Genomic DNA, 19,165 nt, shown 5'->3' with positions numbered 1-19,165 from the left:
AGGAAAGGTCCTGTCAACCACGCCGCGACCGGCAACGGAGCGAAGAAGACGGGGACCGACCGCGCCGAGCTGCCGTTTCGGCGAACGATCGGCGCCGGCGCCGCGATGAAACTTTCATCTGGCTACTTAACAGAGCCGAAACTTTCGCCATCCCCTGATCGAGCGTACTCGCAGAACACCGGCCAGATCCCGCCGAAACGCCACGAAAAGTTTCATTACATTCTTGACAAGTTTCGGTGAGCCTCCTCACACTGAGTCCCCGAGGCGATCTCCCTGCCGCATCGGTGGCGCACGGCGGGGACCGCCGTCACGACGCCCCCGTGGCGCGGCGTCGATCACGTGGGCACGTCCCGCACGTTCTCTCTCCGATTCGCTATGGAGGCTCAGTCATGCGCGTCAACGCCATGTCCCCACCTGCCGAACACCGCCCGCCCGGCGCGCGCCGCCGGGCGGTGATCGCCGGCGCGCTCGGCGCGATCGGCCTGGTCGCGGCGTTCGCGACGGCGATCCCCGCCGACGCCGCGGCGAGCACGCTCGGCGCGGCGGCCGCCCAGAGCGGCCGTTACTTCGGCACCGCCATCGCCGCCGGCAAGCTCGGCGACTCGGCCTACACGACGATCGCCAACCGCGAGTTCAACATGGTGACGGCCGAGAACGAGATGAAGATCGACGCCACCGAGCCCAACCGGGGGCAGTTCAACTTCACGAACGGGGACCGGGTCTACAACTGGGCCGTGCAGAACGGCAAGCGGGTGCGCGGGCACACCCTGGCCTGGCACAACCAGCAGCCGGGCTGGATGCAGTCGCTGTCGGGCAGCTCGCTGCGCCAGGCGATGATCGACCACATCAACGGCGTCGTGGGCCACTACAAGGGCAAGATCTACGCCTGGGACGTGGTCAACGAGGCCTACGCCGACGGCAACTCCGGCGGCCGGCGCTCCTCCAACCTGCAGAGCACCGGGAACGACTGGATCGAGGTCGCCTTCCGCACCGCGCGCGCCGCCGACCCCGCCGCCAAGCTCTGTTACAACGACTACAACATCGACAACTGGTCCTGGGCCAAGACGCAGGGCGTCTACAACATGGTGCGGGACTTCAAGTCGCGCGGCGTGCCGATCGACTGCGTCGGCCTGCAGTCGCACTTCAACAGCAACAGCCCCTACAACAGCAACTACCGCACGACCATCCAGAGCTTCGCGGCGCTGGGGGTGGACGTGCAGATCACCGAGCTGGACATCCAGGGCGGCTCGGCCACCACGTACGCCAACGTCGTCAACGACTGCCTGGCGGTGCCGCGGTGCACCGGCATCTCGGTCTGGGGAGTGCGTGACACCGACTCCTGGCTCGGCACCAACGCCTCCGCGCTGCTCTTCGACGGCAACGGCAACAAGAAGGCCGCCTACACCTCGGTGCTCAACGCGCTGAACGGCGGCGCCACCAGCACCCCGACCACCACCCCGACGCAGGACCCCGGCGGTGGCACCGCGGGCCAGATCAGGAGCACGGCCGCCGGCCGCTGCGTGGACGTGCCGAACGCCGGCACCGCCGACGGCACCGCGGTCCAGCTCTGGGACTGCAACGGCCAGTCCAACCAGCAGTGGACGCAGACCTCGGCAGGGGAGCTGAGGGTCTACGGCAACAAGTGCCTGGACGCCGGGGGCACAGGCAACGGCGCCAGGATCCAGATCTACTCCTGCTGGGGCGGCGACAACCAGAAGTGGCGCGTCAACTCCGACGGCACCATCACCGGCGTCCAGTCCGGGCTGTGCCTCGACGCGATCGGCGCCGGCACCGGCAACGGCACGGGGCTGCAGCTCTACTCCTGCTGGGGCGGCAACAACCAGAAGTGGTCCTACACCCCAGCAACTTAACCTCGGAACGGCCGCAAGTTACACATCCGCACCGTGAAAGTTTCAACTGGATGAACGACCCTCCTGGAGGCGAAACCCCAGGAGGGAAGGCCGTGTGACGGCAAGGCCCGGCTCGACGGGAGACCCCTCTCGTTGACGCCGGGCCACCCGTCGGATGTACTCCGCGACAAGCCTCCGCACCAAATCATGTTAGCGCTAACAACGGAGCCCCGATGAAGCACAGACCCCTGTCCATCCTGGCGACGGTGACCGCCTTACTGGCCAGCCTGTTCGTCGCCCTGCAGACCCAGCCGGCCAACGCGGCCACCGTCGACACCAACGCCTGGTACGTCCTGGTCAACCGCAACAGCGGAAAGGCCCTGGACGTCTACAACCTGTCCACCGCCGACGGCGGCCGCATCACGCAATGGACCCGTAACAACCAGAACCAGCAGCAGTGGCAGTTCGTGGACTCCGGCGGCGGCTACTACCGCGTCAAGTCCCGCCACTCCGGCAAGGTCCTCGACGTCTACAACTTCTCCACCGCCAACGGCGGCGCGATCGTGCAGTGGACCGACACCAACGGCACGAACCAGCAGTGGCGCCTGGCCGACAGCCCCGACGGCTACGTCAGGCTGATCTCCCGCCACAGCAACAAGGCCCTTGAAGTGCAGGGCGCCTCCACCGCCGACGGCGGCAACATCGTCCAGTACGACGACTGGGGCGGCACCAACCAGCAGTGGCAGTTCGTCAAGGTGGACGGCGGCACCCAGAACCCCGGCCAGTGCGACCTCCCCTCGTCCTACCGGTGGAGCTCGACCGGCCCGCTGGCCACCCCGAAGTCGGGCTGGGTCTCGCTCAAGGACTTCACCGTCGCCCCCTACAACGGCAAGCACCTCGTCTACGCCACCACGCACGACACGGGCACGAGGTGGGGCTCGATGAACTTCAGCCCCTTCACCAACTGGTCCGAGATGGCCTCGGCGAGCCAGAACACCATGTCCAACTCGACCGTCGCCCCCACGCTCTTCTACTTCGCCCCGAAGAACATCTGGGTGCTCGCCTACCAGTGGGGTGGCACCGCCTTCTCCTACCGGACCTCCAGCGACCCCACCAACCCCAATGGCTGGGGCCCGCAGCAGGTGCTCTTCTCCGGAAGCATCTCCGGCTCCGGCACCGGCCCCATCGACCAGACGCTCATCGGTGACGGCACGAACATGTACCTGTTCTTCGCCGGCGACAACGGCAAGATCTACCGGGCGAGCATGCCTATCGGGAACTTCCCCGGCAGCTTCGGCACCACCTCGACCGTCATCATGAGCGACTCGACCAACAACCTGTTCGAGGCCGTCCAGGTCTACAAGCTCCAGGGCCAGAACAAGTACCTCATGCTCGTCGAGGCGATCGGCGCGCAGGGCCGTTACTTCCGCTCCTTCACCGCCACCAGCCTGAACGGCACCTGGACCCCGCAGGCCGCCTCCGAGAGCAACCCGTTCGCCGGCAAGGCCAACAGTGGCGCCACCTGGACCAACGACATCAGCCACGGTGAGCTGATCCGCACCAGCGCGGACCAGACCTTCACCGTCGACCCCTGCAACCTGCAACTGCTCTACCAGGGACGCAGCCCCAGCTCGGGCGGCGACTACGGCCTCCTGCCCTACCGGCCGGGCCTGCTGACCCTGCAGCGCTGACCTCGGTTACGCCTCATCGTTCGTCACGCAGTTCGAGCAGGAGCGCCGTCATGCTGACCTTGACACCGTCACGCGGCGCTCCTGCCTTGTCGTGCAGGAGCGCGACGGCCTGGCCGATCAGTCCGACGATCTCCTCCCACACGGGCCTGGGCAGCCACACCTCGGCGTCCATGGACATGCGCTGGCGCTCGGTCCCGGTCAGGCGTCTGGCCAGGTCGGCGCTCATCGCCTGGTGGAGGAGCTGCCGGCCGTCGGACCTGTCGATGCGCTCGGCGCTGGACGGGTCGTAGCGGTAGAGCACCCGCGGCCGGCCCTTGCCCGCCGGCGGCCGTTCGTCCACCTGCTGGAGGAAGCCCGCCTCGGCGAGCCGGCGCAGGTGGTAGCTGGCCGAGCCGTGCGCGATCCCGAGCTCGTCGGCGACCTCGGTGGCCGACATCGACGCGCCGGTGAGCAGCGACACGATGCGCATGCGCAGCGGGTTGGCCAGGGCGCGCAGCGGCACGAGCTCGTTCTCCGAGGTCACCGTCGGATCATAGGTTCTCCAACAACCCTTGGGGAAGGCCGGGGGTCTCAGCGCGTCGCGCCGAAGACGACCCGGATCATCGAGCGGGCGAGCGCCTCCGGATCGCCGTCGGCGCTCTCCGGCAGCACGCCGCTCAGCCACAGGCTGGTGAAGCCGTGGACCAGCGACCAGACGGCGACCGCGGTCAGGTGGTCGTCCGCCGGGCCCGGCGACAGCGTCGCGGCGCCCGCGATGAGCACGCCGGCGGCGCGCTCGTGCCCGGACCGCACGCCGGGGTCGTCGCCGCGATAGAGCTCGGGCCGGAACATCACCTCGAAGTAGGGCCGGTGGTCGATGGCGAAGCGGACGTAGGCGACGCCGATCTCCCACACGTCGCCGGCGGCCCGTTCGAGGGCGTCGGCGAACATCGCGAACCCCTCGGCGGCCACGGCGGTCAGCAGCCCCTGCTTGTCGCCGAAGTGGTGGGCGGGGGCGGCGTGCGAGACGCCGGCGCGGCGCGCGAGCTCGCGCAGGCTCCATCCGGCCGGGCCGGACTCGCTGATGGCCTGAAGGGCGGCGTCGATGACGGCGCGCCTCAGGTTGCCGTGGTGGTAGCCCTGCTGGCTGATCCCTCTCACCTCCGGTGCTGTCGCGTGGCGACCTCACCTTATCTTGACATTGACAAGACAGCGAACGTCCTCCAATCTTGCCGCTGACAAGATCGGCGACGGATCCGCCTTCGCCGCAGCCGTCCGACCACGGGGGACTACACCCATGACCCGCTCCGACATCGACCACATCGACCACACGGTGCTCATCACGACGGACCTCGCCGCGACGTCCGCCCGCTACCAGGACCTCGGCTTCACCCTCAGCCCCGTCTCGCCCCACCAGCTCGCCGAACGGCCCGGCGGTCCCCTGACGCCCACCTGCACGGCCAACCGCTGCGCCTACTTCGGGGAGTCGTTCATCGAGCTCCTCGGCATCGTCGACGCCACCGCGCCCGACCCCTGGGGCGTGCACGAGCTCCGCCGGACCTACCGCGGCCTGCTCATGACGCTCGGCTCCCGCGACGTGCGGGCCACCGCGGCACGGCTGCGCGCCGCCGGCCTGGCCTCCACCGGCGTCCGCGGGCTGGAGCGCGAGGTCGGCACGCCCGAGGGGCCGCGGACCGTACGGGCCGACAGCGTCCGCGTCGACGCCGCGCACACCCCCGGGTGCGCGTTGCAGGCCACCCAGCACTTCACCCCTCAGTACGTGCACCAGCCCCGCTACCTCGACCACCCCAACGGCGCGACCGGCCTGCACGGCGTGCTGATGGTCGTGCCCGACGACGAGGTGGACGAGCACGAGGAGCGCTACGCCCGCATCCTGGACGCCGACGTGTGGATCGACGGCCCCAAGCGCGTGCTGCCGCTGCGGCACGGCCGGATGGAGATCCTGCCCCGGTCCGCGCTCGATCACTTCCTGCCCGGACACGTCCTGCCCGCCGTTCCCCTGCTGGCCGCGCACACCGTCGCCGTCCGCGACCTGACGGCCGCGCGCGAGCTGATCGAGGGCAACGACATCCCCACCCGGACCACCCCCGACGGCTTCTACGTCTCCGCCGGCGACGCCTGTGGCGTGCCGCTCGCGTTCGTCCAGAGCTGAGAGCTCGCCGCCGGGCAGCGGTTGTGATTACATCATTACAACCCCTGGGGAGGAGTCATCATGATCGTGGAGTACATCCGTTATCGCTTACCCGCCGGCGCTTCGGCCGAGTTCGAGGCCGCCTACGGCAGGGCGGCCCGGTCGCTCGCCGAAGCGCCGCAGTGCGTGGACTACGAGCTCAGCCGCTGCGTGGACGAGCCCGCCTGCTACGTCCTGCGCATCACCTGGACCTCGCCCGAGGACCACCTGAAGGGCTTCAGGGCGGGCGAGCACTTCCCCGCCTTCTTCAAGGAGATCCGCCCCTACGTGGAGCGGATCGAGGAGATGCGCCACTACGAGCAGACCCCGGTGCGCGGCCCCGGCGGCTCCGTCCCCTCCCTGCACGAGTGGGCCGGCGGCACCGAGGCGCTCGAACGGCTTACCGAGCGCTTCTACGAGCTGGTCAGGGCCGACGCCGTCGTCGGCCCGCTGTTCGCCCACATGGACCCCGACCATCCCCGCTTCGTCGCCATGTGGCTGGCGGAGGTGTTCGGCGGCCCCGCGCGCTACACGGGCGAGCGCGGAGGCTACCCGCACATGCTCGGCATGCACCGCGACAGGGCGATCAGCGAGCGGCAGCGCCGCCGCTGGGTCAACCTGCTGGCCGACGCCGCCGACGAGGTCGGCCTGCCGGACGACCCGGAGTTCCGCGCCGCGTTCATGGGCTACGTCGAATGGGGCACCAGGCTCGCCCTGGCCAACTCGCAGCCCGGCGCGACCCCCGTCGAGCAGGCCCCGGTGCCGCACTGGGGGTGGGGCGTCGCGCCGCCGTACCAGGGCTGATACCCGCCGGTAACGACAGCGCGCAGGTCCCGTCGCGAGGCGGATCTTTTACAATGTGGCGGCCTCCATATGGCGCCGCGAATGATGATGTTCGAGCACCGTGGAACGGGTGGAGGCGACGCGATGCGATGAACGTCGCCTCGCGCACGTGACAGCGGGGAGAATCAGTCGGTGTTCAAACGTGTCGCCATCGTCAACCGCGGAGAGGCCGCGATGCGGCTCATCCACGCGGTCAGGGACCTCTCGGCGGAGACCGGGGTGCGGATCGAGACGGTCGCCCTCTACACCGACGCCGACCGTGACGCCACCTTCGTCAGGGAGGCCGATCTCGCCCATCTGCTCGGGCCCGCCTCGGCCCGGCCGTACCTCGACCACGCCGTCCTGGAGCGGGCGCTCGTCGAGACCGGGGCCGACGCGGCCTGGGTCGGCTGGGGCTTCGTCGCCGAGGACCCGGCCTTCGCCGAGCTGTGCGAGAAGATCGGGGTGACCTTCATCGGGCCGAGCGCCGAGGCCATGCGCCGGCTCGGCGACAAGATCGGCGCGAAGCTGCTCGCCGAGGAGGCCGGCGTCCCGGTCGCGCCGTGGAGCCGCGGCGAGGTGGCCACCCTGGAGCAGGCGCTGCGCGCCGGCCAGGAGATCGGCTACCCGCTGATGCTCAAGGCGAGCGCCGGCGGCGGCGGGCGCGGCATCCGCGTGATCACCTCCGAGGAGGAGTTGGCCGACGCCTACGAGCGCACCCGCCAGGAGGCGCTGCGCGCGTTCGGCTCCGGCGTGGTGTTCCTGGAGCGGCTGGTCACGGGGGCCCGGCACGTCGAGGTCCAGGTCGTCGCCGACGGCCAGGGCACCGCGTGGGCGCTCGGCGTACGCGACTGCTCGGTCCAGCGGCGCAACCAGAAGGTCATCGAGGAGTCGGCCTCCCCGGTCCTGAGCGAGGAGCAGGCCGCCGAGCTCAAGGCGTCGGCCGAGCGGCTGGCCAAGGCGGTCGGCTACCGCGGCGCCTGCACCGTGGAGTTCCTCTACCACCCCGGCGAGGAGCTGTTCGCCTTCCTGGAGGTCAACACCCGGCTGCAGGTCGAGCACCCCATCACCGAGGTCACCACCGGCACCGACCTGGTCCGGCTGCAGCTCCACGTGGCCGCGGGCGGCAGGCTGGAGGGTCCTCCCCCGGTCGAGACCGGCCACGCCGTCGAGGCCAGGCTCAACGCCGAGGACCCCGACCGCGACTTCGCGCCGTCCCCCGGCCGCGTCGCGCGCCTGGTGCTGCCCGCCGGGCCCGGCATCCGCGTGGACACCGGCGTCAGGGAGGGCGACGTCATCCCGGCCGCGTTCGACTCGATGATCGCGAAGATCATCGCGTACGGCCGCGACCGCGAGCAGGCGCTGGGCCGGCTGCGCCGGGCGATGACCGACATCACCGTGATCATCGAGGGCGGCGCCACCAACAAGAGCTTCATCCTCGACCTGCTCGACCAGCCCGAGGTCATCACCGCCCGGGCCGACACCGGCTGGATCGACCGCGTACGCGCCGAGGGCCGCCTGGTCAGCCACCGGCACTCCGCCGTCGCCCTCGTGGCCGCCGCCATCCGGGCCTACCGCGACGAGGAGGAGCTCAGCCTCCGCCGGCTCCTGTCCACCGCCTACGGCGGCCGTCCCCAGGTGCGGCACGACCCGGGCCGTCCGCTGGACCTCAAGCTGCGCGGCGTCGGCTACCGCGTGAGCGTGGCCAGGGTCGGGCCCGAGCGGTTCCGGGTGGGCGTCTCGGGCGGCGGCGACGTGCACCACGCGGACGTCGAGGTCGACCGGTTCGACGCGCACAGCGGCCAGATCGTGGTCAACGGCCGCCGTTTCCGCCTGGTGTCGGCCGCCCACGGCCCGACCCACCTGGTCGAGGTCGACGGCGTCACGCACCGGATCAGCCGCGACGAGGGCGGCGTGGTCCGCTCCCCCGCCCCCGCGCTCGTCGTGGCGGCGCCGGTCGCCGTGGGCGACGAGGTCGAGGCGGGCGCGCCCATCCTCGTGCTGGAGAGCATGAAGATGGAGACGGTGCTGCGCGCGCCGTTCCGCGCCCGGGTGCGCGAGTGCCCGGTGCCGGTGGGGACCCAGGTCGAGACCGGGGCCGCCCTGATGCGCCTGGAGCCGCTCACCGACGACAGCCCGCAGGAGGAGGCCGGCGTCGCCGAGATCGACCTGCCGGCCGAGCCCGCGAACGTGCCCGCCGCCGAGCGGGCCGGGCGCGGCCTGCGGCACCTGCGCGGCCTGCTGCTGGGCTTCGACGCCGATCCGCAGGGCCACCAGCGGGTGCTGGCGGACTACGTGGCCGCCCGCGGCGAGCTGGGCGACCAGGTGCTCGAAGGCGAGCTCGACCTGCTCACCGTCTTCGCCGACCTGTGCGAGCTGAGCCGCAACAAGCCGAGCGGCGACCTCGGCGCCGAGTCCGACAGCGCGGTGCACAGCCCGCGCGAGTTCTTCCACAGCTACCTGCAGAGCCTCGACGTCGAGCGCGCCGGACTCACCGAGGGCTTCCAGGCCAAGCTCGCCAAGGTCCTCGCCCACTACGGCGTCACGAGTCTCGACCGGACGCCGGAGCTGGAGTCCGCGGTGTTCCGGATCTTCCTGGCGCAGCAGCGGATGAGCACGGGCGTCGCGATCGTGTCGGAGCTGCTGCGCCGGTGGCTGGCCGGCCCGCCGCCGCTGGAGTCGCTGAGCGAGCCCGCGGGGCTCACCCTTGAGCACCTGGTCGAGGCCACGCAGGTGCGCTTCCCCACGCTGACCGACCTGGCCCGCGGCGTGGTGTTCCGCTGGTTCGCCCAGCCGCTGCTGCGGCGCAGCCGCGCCGAGGTGTACGCGGCGGTCCGCGGCCACCTGCGCCACCTCGACCGCGACCCGGACGCGCCCGACCGCGCCGAGCGGATCCAGGCGATGGTGGCCAGCGCCGAGCCGCTGGTCCGGCTGCTCGGCCAGCGGATCGGCCGGCCGGGGCGCGACCACGCGCCGCTGCTGGAGGTGCTGACCCGGCGCTACTACGGCAACCGCGGGCTGTCGGAGGTCGTCGCGCGGGACATCGGCGGCTGCCGGTTCGTCACGGCGACGCGGGCGGGCTCGGACGGCGCGACCCGCGTGGTCGCCACCGCCGCCGACATCACCGCCCTGCCGGACGCCCTCGCGGCCGCCGCCACGCTCACCGCCGAGGCCGACGGGCCTGAGGTGGCCGTCGACGTCTACGTCACCTGGGAGGACCAGCCCGACGACGACGCGATGGCCGTACGGCTGGACGGGATCGTCGCCGGGCACGCCCGGCCCGAGGGCGTCCAGCGGATCACCGTCATCGTGGCCGGCACCGGCGGCGCCGTGATGCACCACGGCTTCACCTTCCGGCCCGACGGGCAGGGCTTCGCCGAGGACCGGCTGATCCGCGGCATCCACCCGCAGATCGCGCAGCGCCTCCAGCTCGAACGGTGGCGCGAGTTCGACCTCACCCGGCTGCCGTCGGTCGACGAGGAGATCTACCTGTTCAAGGCGGTCGCGAAGAGCAACCCCGCCGACGAGCGGCTGCTCGCGATGGGCCAGGTCCGTGACCTGACGCCGCTGCGCGAGGCCGACGGCAGGCTGGTCGCGCTGCCGGCCGTGGAGGACGCGCTCACCGCGGGCCTCGACGCGATCCGTAACTTCCAGGCGCAGCGCCCGCAGAACAAGCGCCTCGACACCAACCGCATCATGATGTACGTCTGGCCGGCCACCGAGATCTCGCACGACGAGCTCAACGCGCTGGTCCAGCGCATCCTGCCGACCACGGTGGGCGCGGGGCTGGAGGAGGTCCTGTTCGTGGCCCGCCAGCGCAACGCCGCGGGCGAGCTGAGCGAGGTCGCCGTGCGCATCACGCTCGACGCGGGCCACGGCGCGACCCTCTACGTCGAGAAGCCCTCGACGGAGCCGGTCCGGCCGCTCGACGACTACCGCCAGAAGGTGCTGCGGGCCGCCCGGCGCGGCAGCGTCTACCCGTACGAGCTGAGCGCCATGCTCGGCCGCTTCGTCGAGCACGACCTCGACGAGCACGGCGCGCTCGTGCCGGTGGACCGGCCGAAGGGCCGCAACAGCGCGGCGATCGTGGCGGGCGTCGTCTCGACGCCGACCGAGCGGCACCCGGAGGGCGTCACCCGCGTGGTCCTGCTCGGCGACCCGACCAAGGCGCTGGGCGCGCTGTCGGAGCCGGAGTGCTCGCGGGTGATCGCCGCGCTCGACCTCGCCGAGCGGATGCGCGTACCGCTGGAGTGGTACGCGCTGTCGGCGGGCGCGCGGATCTCGATGACCTCGGGCACCGAGAACATGGACTGGGTCGCGGCGGCGCTCAAGCGGATCGTCACGTTCACGCAGGCGGGCGGCGAGATCAACGTCGTGGTCGCCGGGATCAACGTCGGCGCCCAGCCCTACTGGAACGCCGAGGCGACGATGCTCATGCACACCAAGGGCGTCCTCGTGATGACCCCGGACTCGGCGATGGTGCTCACCGGCAAGCAGTCGCTGGACTTCTCCGGCGGGGTGTCGGCCGAGGACAACTTCGGCATCGGCGGCTACGACCGCGTCATGGGCCCGAACGGCCAGGCGCAATATTGGGCCCCCAACCTGCGGGCCGCCCACGACGTGCTGATGGCGCACTACGACCACACCTACGTCGCGCCCGGCGAGACCGGGCCGCGGCGGGCCGTCACCACCGACCCCGCCGACCGGGACATCTCGCCCTTCCCGCACACGGTCGCGGGCAGCGACTTCGCGACGGTGGGCGAGATCTTCTCGGCCGAGCACAACCCGGACCGCAAGAAGCCGTTCGACATCCGCACGGTGATGCGCGCGCTGGCCGACCAGGACCACCCGGTGCTGGAGCGCTGGGCGGGCATGGCCGACGCCGAGACGGCCGCGGTCCAGGACGCGCACATCGGCGGCCATCCGGTCTGCCTGATCGGCATCGAGTCCCGCGCGGTGCCGCGGCGGGGCTTCCCTCCCACCGACGGCCCCGACACCTACACCGCGGGCACGCTCTTCCCGCGCTCGTCGAAGAAGACCGCGCGGGCGATCAACGCGGCGTCGGGCAACCGGCCGCTGGTGGTGCTGGCCAACCTGTCCGGCTTCGACGGCTCGCCGGAGTCGATGCGCAAGCTCCAGCTCGAGTACGGCGCCGAGATCGGCCGGGCGATCGTCAACTTCAAGGGCCCGATCGTGTTCTGCGTGATCTCGCGCTACCACGGCGGGGCGTTCGTGGTGTTCTCCAAGGCGCTCAACCCGAACATGACCGTGCTGGCGCTGGAGGGCTCGTTCGCCTCGGTGCTGGGCGGGGCGCCGGCCGCCGCCGTGGTGTTCTCCAGCGAGGTGAACCACCGCACGGCGACCGACGCGCGGGTCACCGAGCTGCAGGGACGCCTCTCGGGGCTCACCGGGGCCGAGCGGGCGGCGCTGAACGCGCAGCTCGTGGAGGTGCAGGCGGCCGTGCGGGCGGAGAAGCTGGGCGAGATCGCCGCGGAGTTCGACCGGGTGCACAGCATCCAGCGGGCCGTGGAGGTCGGCTCGGTGGACGCGATCGTCAGCGTCGCGGAGCTGCGTCCCCGGATCATCGAGGCCATCGAGCGCGGGCTGGCGGGCACGGCGGGCTAGAACGTCAGGGTGTGAAGGCGGCCACGTGCTCGCGCGCCCAGGTGGCGAACGTCCGGCCGGGCCGCCCGATCAGCCCCTCCAGGTCCGTGGTGAGCTCGGTCGGGACGCCGTCGTTCGACTGCTGCCAGTCCAGCAGCGCGTCGGCGACCGGCCCGGGCACGTGGTCGGCCATCTCCGCCTTCCATTCCGCGCGGGTGACCTCGCGGATGGTGATGGGCCGGCCGGTGACCTCGCGGAGGATGTCGATCTGCGCGGCGCACGTGATCGACTCGGGGCCGGTCAGGGTGTAGGCCCGGCCGCCCGCGGCCGGATCGAGGAGGACGGCGGCCGCCGCCTCGGCGAGATCGGCCTCGTGGATGGGGTCGTTGTACGTCCCCGGGTACGGCAGGCTCACCGGCGTGCCGGCCTTGACGGGCCACGACCAGGCGAGGGCGTTGCCGGCGAAGGCGCCGGGGCGCAGCAGCGTGCTGCGGACGGGCGCGGCGGTCAGGGCGTTCTCGACGTCGGCGTGGGTTTTGGCCAGCGGGTTGGCCTGCGGGTCCGGGGTGAGCACGGCGGAGGACGAGAGCAGCACGATGTGCTCCACTCCGGCGGTGACGGCCTCCTTCACGAAGGCGTCGGCGTGGGACGGCTCGGCGTACAGGAAGACCGAGCTCACCCCGGCCAGGGCGGCCGGGAAGGTGGCCGGGTCGGTGAGGTCGCACGTGGCGATCGACGGGTCGTCAGGACGGCTCGACGCGGGGCGGACGGGCAGGCCGCGCCGGCGCAGGAGGGCGATCAGTTCGGTGGCGACGGCGCCGCGAGCGCCGGTGACGAGGATGGTCATGCCGGGGACACGCCTTTCCAGGGGTAGGGTATGAGCGTGACACACAAGGTGCGTCGCACAAATGTTGCGCGACGCAAGTAATGTGAGGCATGGGGCTGTCCAGTGTCAAATCGTGGCGAGACGCTGAAGCGGATCATGGACGAGAGCCAGCGGCACTACGCGGCGTACGTGCTGTTCAATCAGGCGTTGGCCGACCACCTGCGGATCCACTCCACCGACCTGCAGTGCGTGGCGCTGCTCGACCTGGAGTCGGGGCCGGTCAGCACCGGCGAGATCGCCCGGCTCACGGGCCTGACGCCCGGCTCCGCCACCCGTCTTGTGGACCGGCTGGAGCGGGCGGGCCTGGTCGAGCGGCGCCCCGACCCCGCCGACCGCAGGCGCGCCCTGGTCGCCTTGGCGCCCTCGGCGCGGGAGCGGATCAGCGCGGCCTGGGAGCGTCCTGGCCAGGCGTTCGCCGAGGTGCTGGACCGCTACGACGACGCCGAACTCGACGTCATCGCCGACTACCTGCGCCGGGCCGCCGAAGTGGGCCGCGCCCAGGCCGACCGCCTGACCGGGGAGAGCGGGCCTTCAGCCGGGTCATAGGCTCCGCTCACCCTCGGGGCGGTGCGTGGCCCTGGGCCAGGCCGGCGAAGGGCAGCGGGCAGTCGGGGCAGGTGCAGTGCGTCAGGCTGTCGCAGCCGGCGCTGACCACCTGGCCCAGCGCCGTCCTGATCGTGGTCAGGCCGGCGATCTTCGCGTCCACTTCGGCGATCTTGGCCTGGGCGCGGGTCCGCAGGTCAGGGGTGGGATGGCCGCGCCGGCCCGTGTCGAGCAGCTCGGCCACCTCGTCCAGGGTGAAGCCGAGCCGCTGGGCCGCCTTGATCACGGTCAGCAGGGTGACGGTGTCCGGCGGGTAGGCGCGGTGCCCGCCGGGGCTGCGGGCCGGTTCGGCGATCAGCCCCCGGCGTTCGTAGTAACGCAGGGTCTGCGGGTTGACCCCGGCCCGCTCGGCGACCTGCCCGCTGCGCAGGTACGGGCCGTCCTGCCTCACGCCGGTCTCCCCGCGCGCCCGGCCAGCGCGTCCAGCACCTCGACGTGCTCCGGCGGCACCGCCACCTCCAGCGCGAGACCACCGCCCGCGATGGTGAGGACGAAGGTGAAGAAGGAGCAGCAGCCGCTCTCCCGTGCCGTCAGCTCGGCCGCCCTGGCGGCGTTGTCCGGGCTGAAGGCGAGCTCCAGCAGCAGCCGCTCCCGCGCGGGACGCCGCACCGCCCGGACGGTCCCCGCGAACAGCGCGTCGAACTCGGCCACCCGCAGGGGCCGCTCGACCGTGGGCAGCGTGCACGCGTCGGGAGCCCACACCTCATCAGGGGCGAGGTTTTTCTTCATGTCCCGACGTTAAGCCTGTACCTGGGTACCGGATGCAAGAGGAGATCGCGGATCCGTGGCACCGCCGGATGTCCGGCGGGGGCGACGGCCAGGAAGCGGGCGAGCGTGCGGCGGCCTCGCTCGGGCTCGATGGCCAGTTGCGCGGTGCCGAGGACGAGCAGCAGGTCGGCGTCCCGTGACCGGCCGCCGGCCATGCGCTGAAGCAGGGACACCGCCTCGGCGGCCCGGCCCGTCTCGATGAGCTGCAGGCCGAGCAGGGAGAGCGCGGCGCGGTCGTCCGGACGCCGGCGCAGGGCCTCCCGGTAGGCGCGTACCGCGCCCTCGTGGTCGCCGGCGGACGCGAGCAGCCGTCCCCTGGCCACCGGGTCGTCGGGCTGGTCCGCCGTCACGGGTCGCGCGGGTTCGTGACTCACCCGGACGACGACGGCCCCCGCGACGAGGGCCAGGACGCCGAGCGCGGCCAACGCGACCACGGGAACAGCGGTGCCACCCCTGCCGGGCACGGCCCCGGCGTCGGCGGCCGACGGTTCCCGGCCGCGAAGCGCCATGCTCCGCCGCCGTGCGGCCGACGGCTCTCGGCTGCGAAGCGCCATGAGCCGCCACCGCCGCGCGGCCGGCGGCGCCAGGACGGCCGGTCGCGGCATCGTCAGGACGGCCGACGACGCCACCGCCACGAGGGCCGCCGCCAGGGCCGCCGCGGGGAGCGCCCAGAGGGCCAGCGGCAGCCCCTGCATCGGCGGGGAGAGCAGGATCCACTCCCCGTAACGCTGCCGGAAATGTCGAAGGATGTCGTCATCGCCGACGCCGGCGCGCACCAGGCGCTCGATCTCGGCCCGGACCGACAGGGCCATCGCCGAGGACGACTCCGCCGCCGACACGCCCGCGCAGTCCGGGCAGCGCAGCATCGCGGCGAGGTCGTGCGTACGCTCGGCCAGACCGGGCTCCCGCTGCGCGGAGTTCCAGAGCGCCAGTGCGGCGAGCACGGTCAGGATCAGTGCGGCGAGCCTGGCCATCACGGGTCCAGCAGCGGCGGCACGCGCGCCTCGATCCAGCCGGGGGTGAGCGTGCCGATCAGGCGGTCGACGACGAAGCCGTCCCGGTCGAGGAGGAACGTCTCCGGCACGCCCCGCGCCCCGAGTTCGAGCGCGAGCCGCCCGTCGGGGTCGGCCAGGTGCGGGAAGGACGTCGCGCCCGTCTCCGCCAGGAACGCGCGCGCCGCGCCGGCCGCGTCGCGCAGGTCCACCCCGAGCACGTGGACGCCGCGCAGGTCGCGCGCGGTGGCGACGAGCAGCGGGAACTCCTCGCGGCACGGGTCGCACCAGGAGGCCCACACGGTGACGAGGACCGGGCTGCCGCGCAGATCGGCGAGCGTGAACGGCCGCCCGTCGAGCGTGCGACCGGCCAGATCGGGCCTGCGCCGCTCGGGCGCGGCCGACGTCCCTTCACGGGCGTCGCCGAGAGCGTGCACGAGCACGGCCACCAACATCGGCACCACGACAGCGACGACCGCGACAACCGACAGCCGCCTCATGCCGACGACACCCCACCACGCCGGACCGCCCGCCGGGCCGCCCCTGAGGCCGCTGGGGGCATTGAGGACGCTGACGGCGCCGAAGACGCTGAAGGTGCTGAGGACGCTGAGGGTGCTGAGGACGTCGAAGGTGCTGCGGATGCTGCGGCAATTGGGGGCGCTGAGGGCGGTGAAGGCGCTGAGGGAGTGGACGGCTCGTCCGGACTGGACGGCTCGGCCGGACTGGACGGCTCGGCCGGACTGGACGGCTCGTCCGGGCTGGAAGCCCGCTCGGACGGCCCCGACCGCCCGGTGGTGCGGGTTCGCCTGCGGCCGGCAGGAAGCAGCGCGAGGAGGCCGCCCAAGGCGGTCACGCCGCCGCTTGTCCACAGCATCCCCATGAGGGGGTTCACCGCCACCCGCAGCATCACCGCACCCCCCTCCTGGTCGATCTCCGTCACGGACACGTACAGATCGCCCGCGAACCCCCCATGGATGGCCGGTCGGGCGACCGGCGAGCCGCCCCTGGCGGGGAAGAAGACGAGCGCGGGTCGCAGCACCCCGACGAACCGCCCCTCCCGGGTGACGGTGACGCGGGCGGTCGCCGTCATGGCGTCGGCGGTCCGCGCCCGTTCGACGCCGTCGAGCCGCACGCTGTAGCCGCCGGCCGGCAGGGAGCGGCCCTGCTGGAGACGGCCCTGGTTCTCCTCGGCGTACGCGGTGGAGGCGGCGATGGCGACGGCGGCCAGGGCGACCCCGGCGTGCGCGAGCAGCGCGCCCGCGCGCCTCCGGTCGAGCCGTTCGCGAGCCGAGGGGCCGGGCAGGCGTCCCGCGAGCGCCGCCAGCGCGAACGCCGCCGCCCCGAACGTGACCAGGGCCATGACGGGATGGCGGCCGGTGAACCCGAGGCAGGCGACGGTGGCGGCCCCCACGGCGACGGGTACGGCCAGGCCGCGGCCCGCGCGGCGTACGCCCGCTCCCATGAGGACGACCAGCGCCAGCAGGCCCGGCACCACGGTGCGGTCGTAGTACGGCGGCCCGACCGACACCTGCTCGCCGTGGAGGAGCCCGGCGACGGCGGGGAACAGGGTGCCGAGCAGCACGGTGCCGGCCAGCACGGTCAGGAGCGCGCAGCCGAGCAGGAGCGCCGGGTCCGGCCGGCCCGCCGGCCGCGGCCGCCGCGCGGAGCGCCGGGCGAGCAGCCCGCCCGCGCCGACCAGCGCGACCGTCAGCAGTCCGAGCAGCGCCGGTCCGGCCTCCGAGCGGGTGAAGGAGTGCACGCTCGCCACCGCTCCGCTCCTGGTCAGGAACGTGCCGAGCAGCACCAGCAGGAACGCCCCCACGGCCAGCGGCGTCGTCCAGGTGACGAGCGCACGCGTACGGACGGCGTGCAGCAGCGCCGTGGCGAGCAGCCAGGGCATCAGGGACGCGTTCTCGACGGGGTCCCACTCCCAGTAGCCGCCCCACCCGAGCACCCCGTACGACCACCACGCGCCGAGCACGATCCCGGCGGTCAGCGGGACCCACGCGGCCAGCGTCCAGGCCCTGATGCGCGCGGCAGCCGTGCCGCCGGTGACGAGGCAGGCGACCCCGTACCCGAAGGGCGCCACCAGCGCGGCGAACCCCAGGTAGAGCAGCGGCGGGTGCACCCCCATCAGCGGGTGGCCGCGCAGCAGCGGGTCGGGGCCCGGCCCGTTGGCCGGGACGGGGTCGGCCGGGACGAAGGGGTCGGCGGCGAGTGCGGTGAGCGCGAAGAACGCGGCGCAGACGAGCATGACGACGGTCATCGCCACCGGCTGGAGCGGGTCGCGGGCCCGCGCGGCGACGGCGGCGACGCCGGTGAGGATCAGCAGCCACAGCACCAGCGACCCTTCCAGCGCCGACCACAGGCTGGTGACCGTGAAGAAGAGCGGCACCTCGCGCCCGCCGTGCCGGGCCACGAACCCCACGCTGAAGTCGTGCGTGACGAGCGCGGTCTCCAGCAGCAGGAAGGCGAGGATCGCGGCGACGAGCGCCGCCGCCGTGCCGCCGACCGCCAGGGCACGGCTACGGGCACGGCTCCGGGCGCGCGGCCAGGTGAGCGCGGCGGCCAGCGACGCGGCCAGCCCGGACCACAGCGCGGCGGTGCCCAGGACGTCGATCACGGCCGCGCGGCCCGTCGGTCGGACACGGCTTCCTCCCGGAGTACGGATCGGAGGGGAGGCAGGGCCAGCATCGCCCCGACCGCGGCGATGGACAAGTTTCCCCAGGTCGCTGGCGTGGCGAGCGGGCCGCGTCGAGGCACCGGGTTAGCCTGCGCGAACAGGTGGGACGGGAGGCTCCGAGCGTGGCGGCAACGAAGATCGGGCGCGTGGCCGCGGCCTGCGTGCCGCTCCTCGCCGCGTCCTGCTCCGCCGGCGCTCCGTCGGCGCTGTCGCCGGGCGGTCCCGGCGCGGCGCGGGTGGCCGATCTGTGGTGGCTGCTGTTCGGCATCGCCGTGGTGGTGTGCGTCGTGGTCACGGTCCTCGTGCTGTGGGCGGTCGCGCGGCGCCGCGACGCGACCGCGCGCACCGCGACGGGACGCCGGTTCGTCGTGGTGTGGGGGCTCGCCGTCCCGGCCGTCATCCTCACCTTCACGTACCTGACCGGCCTGGACGGCATGCGGGCGTTCGAGGACCCGCGCGACCCGAAGGCGCTGACCGTCGAGGTGACCGGCCACCAGTGGTGGTGGGAGGTCCGCTACCCCGCCTCGCACTTCACCACGGCCAACGAGATCCACGTGCCGGTCGGGCGCACCGTCCACGTACGGCTCCGCACCGCCGACGTCAACCACAGCTTCTGGGTGCCGCAGCTCACGGTGAAGACCGACCTGGTGGCCGGGCGGGTCAACAACCTGTGGTTCACCGCGAACCGGCCCGGCCTGTTCCGCGGGCAGTGCGCCGAGTACTGCGGCACCCAGCACGGCCGGATGGCCCTGCACATCGTGGCCGAGCCGGACGCCGCCTTCAACGCGTGGCTGGCCAGGCAGGCGCAGCCGGCGACCGCCGCCGGCGAGGGACGGCAGGTGTTCGAGGCCGCGTCCTGCGCCTCCTGCCACACCGTCGCCGGGACGTCCGCGGCGGGCAGGCAGGGGCCGGACCTGACGCACGTCGGCGGGCGCCGCTTCCTCGGCGCGGGCACCCTGCACAACACGCCGGCCAACCTGGCCGCCTGGATCGCGAACGCGCAGGCGTACAAGCCGGGCAACCGCATGCCGCCGCAGCCGCTCGCGCCGGAGCAGCTGCGCGCCGTCACCGCCTATCTGGACAGTCTGGAGTAGCA

Annotated in this window: 15 protein-coding genes; 7 read left to right on the top strand and 8 right to left on the bottom strand. The window is 72.7% G+C overall.

All coding sequences use genetic code 11. The features are described from left to right. Nucleotides 1-389: 389 nt before the first annotated feature. Both AC27IY_RS07700 and AC27IY_RS07695 read left to right on the top strand, forming a co-directional pair. On the top strand, nucleotides 390-1,871 hold the full coding sequence (locus AC27IY_RS07700; protein ID WP_344206941.1) for an endo-1,4-beta-xylanase: 1,482 nt from the start codon (nucleotides 390-392) through the stop codon (nucleotides 1,869-1,871). A 212-nt stretch (nucleotides 1,872-2,083) separates the two neighbouring features. Continuing rightward, nucleotides 2,084-3,541: a non-reducing end alpha-L-arabinofuranosidase family hydrolase gene (locus AC27IY_RS07695; RefSeq protein WP_487177533.1), complete on the top strand. Its 1,458-nt coding sequence runs from the start codon at nucleotides 2,084-2,086 to the stop codon at nucleotides 3,539-3,541. 13 nt (nucleotides 3,542-3,554) lie between these two features. Here AC27IY_RS07695 and AC27IY_RS07690 read toward each other — a convergent pair whose 3' ends face one another. Both AC27IY_RS07690 and AC27IY_RS07685 read right to left on the bottom strand, forming a co-directional pair. Continuing rightward, nucleotides 3,555-4,064, bottom strand: a complete 510-nt coding sequence (locus AC27IY_RS07690) for an ArsR/SmtB family transcription factor (protein WP_423474903.1) — start codon at nucleotides 4,062-4,064, stop codon at nucleotides 3,555-3,557. 47 nt (nucleotides 4,065-4,111) lie between these two features. Beyond that, entirely contained in the window at nucleotides 4,112-4,681 is a 570-nt protein-coding gene (locus AC27IY_RS07685; RefSeq protein ID WP_423445855.1) for a TetR/AcrR family transcriptional regulator, read from the bottom strand. Between the two features lie 136 nt (nucleotides 4,682-4,817). Between AC27IY_RS07685 and AC27IY_RS07680 the strand changes: the two genes are divergently transcribed. The 3 genes from AC27IY_RS07680 (at nucleotide 4,818) to AC27IY_RS07670 (ending at nucleotide 12,158) form a co-directional block, all read left to right on the top strand. Continuing rightward, on the top strand, nucleotides 4,818-5,693 hold the full coding sequence (locus tag AC27IY_RS07680) for a VOC family protein (RefSeq protein ID WP_487177532.1): 876 nt from the start codon (nucleotides 4,818-4,820) through the stop codon (nucleotides 5,691-5,693). Nucleotides 5,694-5,753: 60 nt separating this feature from the next. After that, nucleotides 5,754-6,515: a globin domain-containing protein gene (locus tag AC27IY_RS07675; RefSeq protein WP_487177531.1), complete on the top strand. Its 762-nt coding sequence runs from the start codon at nucleotides 5,754-5,756 to the stop codon at nucleotides 6,513-6,515. 171 nt (nucleotides 6,516-6,686) lie between these two features. After that, the gene (locus tag AC27IY_RS07670) at nucleotides 6,687-12,158 is read left to right on the top strand and encodes an ATP-binding protein (RefSeq protein WP_487177530.1); all 5,472 of its coding nucleotides are present in this window, start codon (nucleotides 6,687-6,689) and stop codon (nucleotides 12,156-12,158) included. A 4-nt stretch (nucleotides 12,159-12,162) separates the two neighbouring features. Here the strand turns inward: AC27IY_RS07670 and AC27IY_RS07665 are convergent, their stop codons facing one another. Then, nucleotides 12,163-12,984 carry an NAD(P)H-binding protein gene (locus AC27IY_RS07665; protein ID WP_487177528.1) on the bottom strand — a complete coding sequence of 274 codons (822 nt, stop codon included), beginning with the start codon at nucleotides 12,982-12,984 and terminating at the stop codon, nucleotides 12,163-12,165. A 102-nt stretch (nucleotides 12,985-13,086) separates the two neighbouring features. Between AC27IY_RS07665 and AC27IY_RS07660 the strand changes: the two genes are divergently transcribed. After that, entirely contained in the window at nucleotides 13,087-13,569 is a 483-nt protein-coding gene (locus AC27IY_RS07660; RefSeq protein WP_487177527.1) for a MarR family winged helix-turn-helix transcriptional regulator, read from the top strand. 7 nt (nucleotides 13,570-13,576) lie between these two features. On the opposite strand, the gene AC27IY_RS07655 is transcribed toward AC27IY_RS07660, so the two are convergent. The 5 genes from AC27IY_RS07655 to AC27IY_RS07635 are packed head-to-tail and all read right to left on the bottom strand — an operon-like array spanning nucleotide 13,577 to nucleotide 18,009. Further along, nucleotides 13,577-14,017: a MerR family transcriptional regulator gene (locus AC27IY_RS07655; protein WP_487177526.1), complete on the bottom strand. Its 441-nt coding sequence runs from the start codon at nucleotides 14,015-14,017 to the stop codon at nucleotides 13,577-13,579. Further along, the gene (locus tag AC27IY_RS07650) at nucleotides 14,014-14,355 is read right to left on the bottom strand and encodes a hypothetical protein (protein ID WP_487177525.1); all 342 of its coding nucleotides are present in this window, start codon (nucleotides 14,353-14,355) and stop codon (nucleotides 14,014-14,016) included. Before AC27IY_RS07650 ends, AC27IY_RS07655 begins: the two co-directional genes overlap by 4 nt. Continuing rightward, complete coding sequence (locus tag AC27IY_RS07645) at nucleotides 14,352-15,368, bottom strand: cytochrome c-type biogenesis protein (protein WP_487177524.1); 1,017 nt, start codon at nucleotides 15,366-15,368, stop codon at nucleotides 14,352-14,354. The genes AC27IY_RS07650 and AC27IY_RS07645 overlap by 4 nt, the downstream gene beginning before the upstream one ends. Further along, a complete protein-coding gene (locus AC27IY_RS07640) occupies nucleotides 15,368-15,886 on the bottom strand; it encodes a TlpA family protein disulfide reductase (RefSeq protein ID WP_487177523.1) in 519 nt (172 codons plus the stop codon). The genes AC27IY_RS07645 and AC27IY_RS07640 overlap by 1 nt, the downstream gene beginning before the upstream one ends. Further along, entirely contained in the window at nucleotides 15,883-18,009 is a 2,127-nt protein-coding gene (locus tag AC27IY_RS07635) for a heme lyase CcmF/NrfE family subunit (RefSeq protein ID WP_487177522.1), read from the bottom strand. The genes AC27IY_RS07640 and AC27IY_RS07635 overlap by 4 nt, the downstream gene beginning before the upstream one ends. Before the next feature lie 182 nt (nucleotides 18,010-18,191). Here AC27IY_RS07635 and coxB point away from each other — a divergent pair, with 182 nt between their 5' ends. Beyond that, nucleotides 18,192-19,163 carry a cytochrome c oxidase subunit II gene (gene coxB / locus AC27IY_RS07630; RefSeq protein ID WP_487177521.1) on the top strand — a complete coding sequence of 324 codons (972 nt, stop codon included), beginning with the start codon at nucleotides 18,192-18,194 and terminating at the stop codon, nucleotides 19,161-19,163. The last annotated feature ends 2 nt before the right edge of the window (nucleotides 19,164-19,165 follow it).

This window comes from Nonomuraea sp. B208 (assembly GCF_057536035.1).
Note: the sequence above shows the minus strand (reverse complement) of the source record. Positions and strands in the feature narration are given on the sequence as shown.

Excerpts from the sequence above, each read along its gene's own strand:
- AC27IY_RS07700 (WP_344206941.1), top strand. The coding sequence starts at position 390 with ATGCGCGTCAACGCCATGTCCCCACCTGCCGAACACCGCCCGCCCGGC.
- AC27IY_RS07695 (WP_487177533.1), top strand. The coding sequence starts at position 2,084 with ATGAAGCACAGACCCCTGTCCATCCTGGCGACGGTGACCGCCTTACTG.
- AC27IY_RS07665 (WP_487177528.1), bottom strand. The coding sequence starts at position 12,984 with ATGACCATCCTCGTCACCGGCGCTCGCGGCGCCGTCGCCACCGAACTG.
- AC27IY_RS07675 (WP_487177531.1), top strand. The coding sequence starts at position 5,754 with ATGATCGTGGAGTACATCCGTTATCGCTTACCCGCCGGCGCTTCGGCC.
- AC27IY_RS07640 (WP_487177523.1), bottom strand. The coding sequence starts at position 15,886 with ATGAGGCGGCTGTCGGTTGTCGCGGTCGTCGCTGTCGTGGTGCCGATG.
- AC27IY_RS07650 (WP_487177525.1), bottom strand. The coding sequence starts at position 14,355 with ATGAAGAAAAACCTCGCCCCTGATGAGGTGTGGGCTCCCGACGCGTGC.
- AC27IY_RS07680 (WP_487177532.1), top strand. The coding sequence starts at position 4,818 with ATGACCCGCTCCGACATCGACCACATCGACCACACGGTGCTCATCACG.
- AC27IY_RS07645 (WP_487177524.1), bottom strand. The coding sequence starts at position 15,368 with ATGGCCAGGCTCGCCGCACTGATCCTGACCGTGCTCGCCGCACTGGCG.